Genomic DNA, 6,977 nt, shown 5'->3' with positions numbered 1-6,977 from the left:
CTCCGCCGCCGTCGCTCGCCAGCGCTGCGCTTGGGGCGAGCGAGCGACGGCGGCTCCGAGGGGATGGCTTGGCCGGACCCCATGATCAATTTTGCTGAACTTGACGCACAGAACTCTTTTCACCCTCTCATCGAACGGAGGGCGCAGGGAAAGCCGGGTGCCGGTTGCACCCATGGGTCCCGTGCAACAAATAGCGCGGGGGTAGGACCACAGGTCAACCGAAGCAACTCCGACTTTCCCTGCGCGATGGTGTTACGGCTTACTTCGCGCTCTCCCCGGTGACCGGCTTTCTTGCAACCGTCGCCTCTCAGATCATCTCTGCGAGACTTAGCGCCAGCGTCGGGGCGCCAGGACCACACGACTTCGCCGTCCGCTGATGTCACGCTCGTCAGTCGTAATACCGGCGTCCACCGCATCTCACCGCAACGTTCGTGACGATCGCGATCCGCCCCTCATTCGGGTGAGACGCGCGGATTCATAGCGGTGATTTGCCCGACGGGTGAAGGGGAATATTTTCGTGAAGAGGGGCTGGACGCCCCGGTTCATATTGGAATTGCTGGAGAATTTTTCCTCTGCGAGCAGGCCGGCTCGATCCGGATGCAGCCTCCGGCATTGGCTTTGGGGCGCGGTTGCACTATACAAACATTGCACGAACATTGCTTGTGGTCGGGGCCACGGCAGGGACTGATATGCTAAAAACGCTATTCGCACCGCAGCTGGTGATCCTCTACATCCTGGCGGCATCGACGATTTATGTGCATTTCCGCGGTCGCGAGCGGCTGCGCTTCGCGCGTCAGCTCGGCGATCATTCGACCTATCTCGCGCCCTACAATGTGCTGATGTATGCGGGCTCGGCCGTTCCGAACACGCCGGTGATCCCGGTCGAGAAATTTCCCGAGCTCGCCAAGCTCAGCGAAAACTGGGAGACGATCCGCGAAGAGGCGGTGCGGCTGTTCGACGAGGGCTTCATCCGCGCGGCCGCCAAGAACAACGACTGGGGCTTCTATTCGTTCTTCAAGAGCGGCTGGAAGCGCTTTTACCTGAAGTGGTATGACGACTTCCTGCCGTCGGCGCGCACGCTGTGCCCGAAGACGGTGGAGCTGTTGAATTCGATTCCGTCGGTGCACGGCGCGATGTTTGCGATGCTGCCGCCCGGCGGCAAGCTCGGCGCGCACCGCGACCCCTTTGCCGGCTCGTTGCGTTATCACCTCGGGCTGGTCACCCCCAACTCGAACAAGTGCCGGATCATGGTCGACGGCGTGGAATGCGTCTGGCGCGACGGCCAGGCCTTCATGTTCGACGAGACCTTCATCCACCACGCCGAGAATGCGACCGACGTCAACCGCATCATCCTGTTTTGCGACGTCGAGCGCCCGATGAAGTACGGCTTCATGACCGCGATCAACCGCTGGGTCAGCCATCACATCGTCAAGGCCTCCGCCACACAGAACGTGGACGGCGAACATGTCGGCGTGCTCAACAAGGTGTTCGGCAAGCTCTACGAGGTCCATCTCGCCAGCCGCAAGGTCAAGGAGTGGAACCGCAACGTGTACTACACGCTGAAATATTCGCTGACGGTCTTGATCCTCGGGCTGATCGTTGCATCGGCGCTGAGATGATAGCTGCGGAGCTGCAGGGCGGATTAGCGAAGCGTAATCCGCCGTTCCCCTCGAACTGCATTGAAGATGGCTGAGAAAGGTGGCGGATTACGCTTCGCTAAACTTGTCAAATACTATTTCGGCTTGAGTAGTCAAACACATAGCAAAAAGGCGCGCCGACCGCGCTAACGCCAAGCTAACAAGGTCTAAGATACTGTTCGGCGCACTCGCAAGGCAACTGTGCCACGTGGCGCAGTTGAAAAGCGCACCGGCACGGACGGCAACGTCGTTGCCGCTTCGACGGGCCTTCTGCGAGACCGGACACTCGCGCGCGAGCGCACTGCAACAGAGTTATCGTTAACAAAATCACGCCACGTGCATTTTCTCGACGATAACTCGGTCCCCGTCTGAAGACAGGCGGCGCGCTCGCGCGTATTCAATCAGCATCATAACTGGTCACTCGTTTTGACCTTACCGCCGAAGGAGCCGGATCATGCCCGAGCAATCATCTGACCTTGCCCGCGTCGTTCGCGCCCGCGAGGTCTGCCGCCTGATCGGATTATCGCGTCCGACGCTATGGCGGCTAGTGCAGCGCGATCAGTTCCCCAAGCCTTTCAGTTTGTCTTCGTCGGCGGCTGTCGGCTGGTTGGAAGGCGACATACGCGACTGGATCGCGGCACGCGCGGCGCAACGGGATTCGCCCAAGATCGAACCGCGACCATCGCCGCCTGCGCCAGGCACAGCAAACAAATCGATACCGAAACCCGCCCCGGCCTAAAACCCGGGGCTTCTTTTTTGGGTGTCAGTTTTATTGACACCCAGCAACACAAACGTAACCGCGCCGAGAGTGGTGAGAGCGCGTAAGCGAGACCGACAATAGGATGCCCGCCGCTCGTTTTGGGGGCGAAGCGGCGGGCGATGATCACACCACTTCCGGCATGGAGGTGCCGACCATGGATCACGCCAAGATAGTCCTACCGATTCCGGCGTCAAGCCGCCTCAACAGCGCGGGTGAGCGCGATGATTGATCTCGCCCGCCATGTCGGCCTGATCTGCCAACAGGTTCTATTCGTCACCAAACATGCGACCCGTGGCGTTTCCAACAGCAGCGCAACCACCAGCGCGATGCGCGCCATCGTCGCGACGCTCCGTCGTTCCGCAATCTTGATTGAACGCGAAGCCGCACGCCGCGAAGGCGAAGCCGCTGACCAAATCAAGCGCAATGCGATCCTGGCGAAGGATCCCGAGCAGCAGAACAAATAAAATCGCCACTGCCCGGCTCCGCAGGCACTCAGGCGAAGCTGAACAGCAAAACGCAAACAGCAGAGCGCGCACTGTCATGATCAGTCATTGCTGGATGCAAATGCCATGGATGCCGCAAACATCAACTCCATCGCCGCCGATTTCCTCGAAACCATGTTCGATTCCGAGCTGCCGGTTTACATCTGCTCGCTACCCAATGAGCGCAACGATGAAACCGAGCCGGGTGAACGGACGGTCGCCACGCGCGTGCCCTCGCACATCGCGGGATTTGTCGCGAAGTGGGACCGTCCGAAGCGCGGGCTGTTCTTCTGCACCGGCATCGTCAAGCAAGGCGCGCGGCGCGCCAAAGAGAACATCGTCCAAACCGCCTGCCTGCACACGGATATCGATTTCAGCAACCTCGATGGTGATCCTGATCGCGCTGAAGTTCTGCGCCAGCTCGCGCGCCTGAGGTATCCACCGAGCATCATCGTGTTCTCCGGTCACGGGCTGCATTGCTATTGGCTGTTCAAGGAAGCGGTGGACACCCAAGAGAATATCGAGCGGATTGAAACCGCGCTGCGTCAGCTTGCCGACCTGGTCGGTGGTGACTTGCAATGCTGTGAGGTCGCGCGGCTGATGCGGTTGCCCGGCACCCACAACACCAAGGACGGCGAATGGACCGAGGTGGAGATCGTCGAGCAGAACGGCCGCCGCTATGAACTCGATGATCTCGAAGAATGGCTAAGCGAAGCCAGCCCGGTGATCCTGCGCAAGGTAAAGGTACGTGAGCACGCCAAGTCGGTTGGCGAGATCGAGCCCGCCTTCTACGAGCGCTATGCCGAGAAGTACGGCTTCAGGCGACATGTCGATGTCGAAGACCTGTTGCGCGGCATGATCTACATGCGCGGCGACAAATACGGCGTGCATCCGGTTCAGATCAAGGTGACATCGTCGCTGCTCTCGCGCGGCTATCCGCTCGATGAGGTAGTTGATCTTGTGATGGAAGCGACGCGCATTGCGGCTGGCGAGTATAGTGAGCGCTGGAATTGGGTGAGAGAGGAGCGCGCCATTCGCCGCGATGGCACCAAGTGGATCGCGGAGCATCGGGAGGCGATCGAGGAGAAGCAGCGCGAGCGGGATGAAGAAATGACGAACGCAGACCCGCGTTCGACTGTGCCAAAGTCCTCACAGGCGATGCCGGACGCCGAACCGAAAACGCTCGCCGACGTGCATGAGGTCTTTCGCCGCTGGCTTGGCAAGGATTACGACATCGATGCATTGAACGCGGTGCTCTCTGTTGCTGCCTGCGAACGCTTGCCCGGTGATCCGCCGTGGCTGCTGGTGATTTCAGGCAGCGGCAATGCGAAGACCGAAACGGTGCAATCGGTCACCGGCCTTGGCGCGCTGGTGGTCTCGACCATCGCCAGCGACGGCGCGCTGCTGTCGGCATCATCACGGAAACAGAAATCGAAAACGGCGACCGGTGGCCTGCTTCGCGTGATCGGCGAGCGCGGCATTCTGGTGATCAAGGATTTCACCTCGATCATCAGCGCTGCCCGGGAGGTCAGGGGCAGCATTCTCGCAGCCCTCCGCGAGATTTATGACGGCCGTTGGGTTCGCAACGTCGGCACCGATGGCGGTCAGACCCTTAGCTGGGAAGGCCGCCTCGTGGTGATCGGCGCATGCACCACCGCGTGGGACACGGCGCATTCCGTGATTGCCACGATGGGCGACCGCTTCGTCACCATCCGCCCTGATTCCAGCAAAGGCCGGGAAGACCACGGACGGCGCGCAATCCGCAATACCGGCTCCGAGATCACGATGCGTCAGGAGATGGCGGACGCCGTGGCTGGCTTGGTCAGCCACATCGATGTCAATGCGCCGCCTTATGAGCTGACCGATGACGACGAAGACAAGATCGTGAAGGCAGCTGACATCGTGACGCTGGCGCGGACTGGCGTCGAGACCGACTATCGTGGCGACGTGATCGATGCCCACGATCCAGAGGCACCGACACGCCTCGCCAAGCAGTTGACCCAAGTCCTGCGCGGCGCAATGGCTATCGGTATGGACCACGACGCGGCCTTGAATCTCACGATGCGCTGCGCTCGCGACAGCATGCCGCCGCTGCGGCTGGCCGTGCTCAAGGATGTTGCCAACCACCCCGGCTATGATGGGCTCGGCTCACCGGTCATGGATATCCGGCGGCGGCTGCAAAAGCCGCGCACAACCACCGACCGAACCCTGCAAGCCCTGCACATACTCGGGCTTCTGATCTGTCATGAGGAGGAGCGCGAGAAGGGTGACCAAGTGGTGCAGCATCGCCGCTACCGGCTGGCGGATGAGGTCAACATTGCGCCGCTCTACGGCGACGGCCAGCCACCACCGGAACCGGAACCGCCGCCATTCTGAAGTGCGGCCGCCGCCACCATGTCCAGAAAAGTAAGTAAGTGTGTGTATGAGTGTATTAAAAAGAGAGAGCGCCTGTGAGCCGTCTCCAGTTACTTACTTTTCTGGACATGCCGGAGCTGCAGGCTGGGCGGGTCGGACGGGTGGCGCGGGAGCAACCATCAAAAAACGGCGCCGGGCGGCTCAGCGTCGCGAGTGGAAGGACCGCGAGAGTCGCGGCGCTGCCGGGCCATGCAAGCGGATCGACGGTGACCGGGGAGACGTTGGAAGTCATCGCGCGGGCGCCGGACACCCCGGCAAAAATAACGCACCCGGCGGTGGCAGTGCACGGCGGAAATGAAAGCTAGGTCGACATGCTCCGCCCGCCTCCCGGCCGAAGTGAAACCGCTGGTGCCGCCCGTGCCCGGGCACGACGGAACGCGGGAGTCAAAAGTCTGCGGATCTCAGCCCGCGAGCGCCGGTTGTTGCAGCGCTGAAGGTGGCTGGTCGGCTTGGTGACGATGCTGACGTCGAAGCGCTTGAGGCCGCCGCCGGCCAGGTGCTCGGGTAGTATTCATGAGGTGCTCGGACAACCGGAAAAGAAAAATCACGACGTCTCAAATCCCTGTGCGCACGTCGTGTGCGCCGTCGCTGTCGTCTTACATCAAAATCTGCTGTCTATCCGTGAGTCGACGTGGGACCTTGACGCACCGAAGCCAACGGTGCCGGTAGACGCAGGAGCCTGCTGTATTGGAAGCGGCGTGCGGACGATGAAGAAGTGTGTGGCACCATTAGAGCGGTTTGTTCCAGCGACGCCAGCCACACCACCGTGGGAAGTGCCACGACCACCGCCCCCGGCGAGTGCGGCAGAGCCGCCAGCGAGGGTCACAATGATCAAGAACGCTATTTTCCGAAATCCCATGGCGAAGGCCTCCTTCTTTCGACCTCGACGCCCCACCGAAGCTACTAACCTAGGGGCGGGGGGAGGGTCGGAAAAGTAGATCCCAAAGAATTTTCGAGCGCGGCGGCGCTCCAATTTTAGCGGCCGCAGGTTGGAGGAAATTTTCGGGAATGTGCACAGGCATGTCCGCCTAAGCTCCCGAGAGCTGAAGGATTGCAGTCATTGCGAAACCGCCCGCTATGGGCCCCAGGACCAGAAATCCTAGGCAAGATGCTCCCAACCCAGGGTATGAAGCACATCGCGCAAGGTCTGGACTCGGTCAGTTCCTGCAAATATCCTGCGCCCACGCCGCCGCACTCGTCTTCGGACTTTTCTTCCCAACGTCCGATGCGATGGTGAGAACGCCTGCTGCGCTCAGCGTCTACGCCCTCGGGTATGCGATCGTCCGCAATCGATCATCCAGAGGCAATGAAATGACTACTCAATCGTCACACCCTAGCCCGATCCTGGTGACNGGCGCAGCTGGCGCTGTCGGTTCCATCGGGCGNAATGTCACGGAGATGTTGCTCGCCAAGGGGCACAACGTGCGAGCTTTGGTGCGCCGGGAGGATGACCGCGCCGAGGCCCTGCGCCAGCTCGGCGCCGAGGTCATGCAAGGNGACCTGACCGACCTCATCGCGATGCACCGCGCGATCGAAGGTTGCACGAGGATCTATTTCGGCATGTCGGTTTCGGCCGATTACTTGACGGCCACGGTCAATACCGCTGCCGTGGCGCGTCACCACGGCGTCGAAGCTTTCGTGAACATGTCGCAGATGACCGTCACGCAGATGAGCATCACCGAG

5 protein-coding genes are annotated in these 6,977 nt (G+C 61.0%); all 5 read left to right on the top strand.

What is annotated here, in order from left to right; genetic code table 11:
• Positions 1-689 precede the first annotated feature (689 nt).
• Entirely contained in the window at positions 690-1,619 is a 930-nt protein-coding gene (locus YY7_RS0148940; protein ID WP_028169309.1) for an aspartyl/asparaginyl beta-hydroxylase domain-containing protein, read from the top strand.
• A gap of 472 nt (positions 1,620-2,091) precedes the next feature.
• Entirely contained in the window at positions 2,092-2,376 is a 285-nt protein-coding gene (locus YY7_RS65430; protein ID WP_051397378.1) for an AlpA family phage regulatory protein, read from the top strand.
• Between the two features lie 242 nt (positions 2,377-2,618).
• On the top strand, positions 2,619-2,861 hold the full coding sequence (locus YY7_RS0148930; RefSeq protein WP_155255680.1) for a hypothetical protein: 243 nt from the start codon (positions 2,619-2,621) through the stop codon (positions 2,859-2,861).
• A 105-nt stretch (positions 2,862-2,966) separates the two neighbouring features.
• Positions 2,967-5,255 carry a DNA-primase RepB domain-containing protein gene (locus YY7_RS57395; RefSeq protein ID WP_051397377.1) on the top strand — a complete coding sequence of 763 codons (2,289 nt, stop codon included), beginning with the start codon at positions 2,967-2,969 and terminating at the stop codon, positions 5,253-5,255.
• Between the two features lie 1,116 nt (positions 5,256-6,371).
• The coding region (locus YY7_RS65425) for an NAD(P)H-binding protein (protein WP_433994582.1) at positions 6,372-6,977 on the top strand (606 nt) is incomplete at its 3' end.

This window comes from Bradyrhizobium elkanii WSM2783 (assembly GCF_000472865.1).
Classification (GTDB): domain Bacteria; phylum Pseudomonadota; class Alphaproteobacteria; order Rhizobiales; family Xanthobacteraceae; genus Bradyrhizobium; species Bradyrhizobium elkanii_A.
Note: the sequence above shows the minus strand (reverse complement) of the source record. Positions and strands in the feature narration are given on the sequence as shown.

Excerpts from the sequence above, each read along its gene's own strand:
- YY7_RS0148930 (WP_155255680.1), top strand. The coding sequence starts at position 2,619 with ATGATTGATCTCGCCCGCCATGTCGGCCTGATCTGCCAACAGGTTCTA.
- YY7_RS65430 (WP_051397378.1), top strand. The coding sequence starts at position 2,092 with ATGCCCGAGCAATCATCTGACCTTGCCCGCGTCGTTCGCGCCCGCGAG.
- YY7_RS0148940 (WP_028169309.1), top strand. The coding sequence starts at position 690 with ATGCTAAAAACGCTATTCGCACCGCAGCTGGTGATCCTCTACATCCTG.
- YY7_RS57395 (WP_051397377.1), top strand. The coding sequence starts at position 2,967 with ATGGATGCCGCAAACATCAACTCCATCGCCGCCGATTTCCTCGAAACC.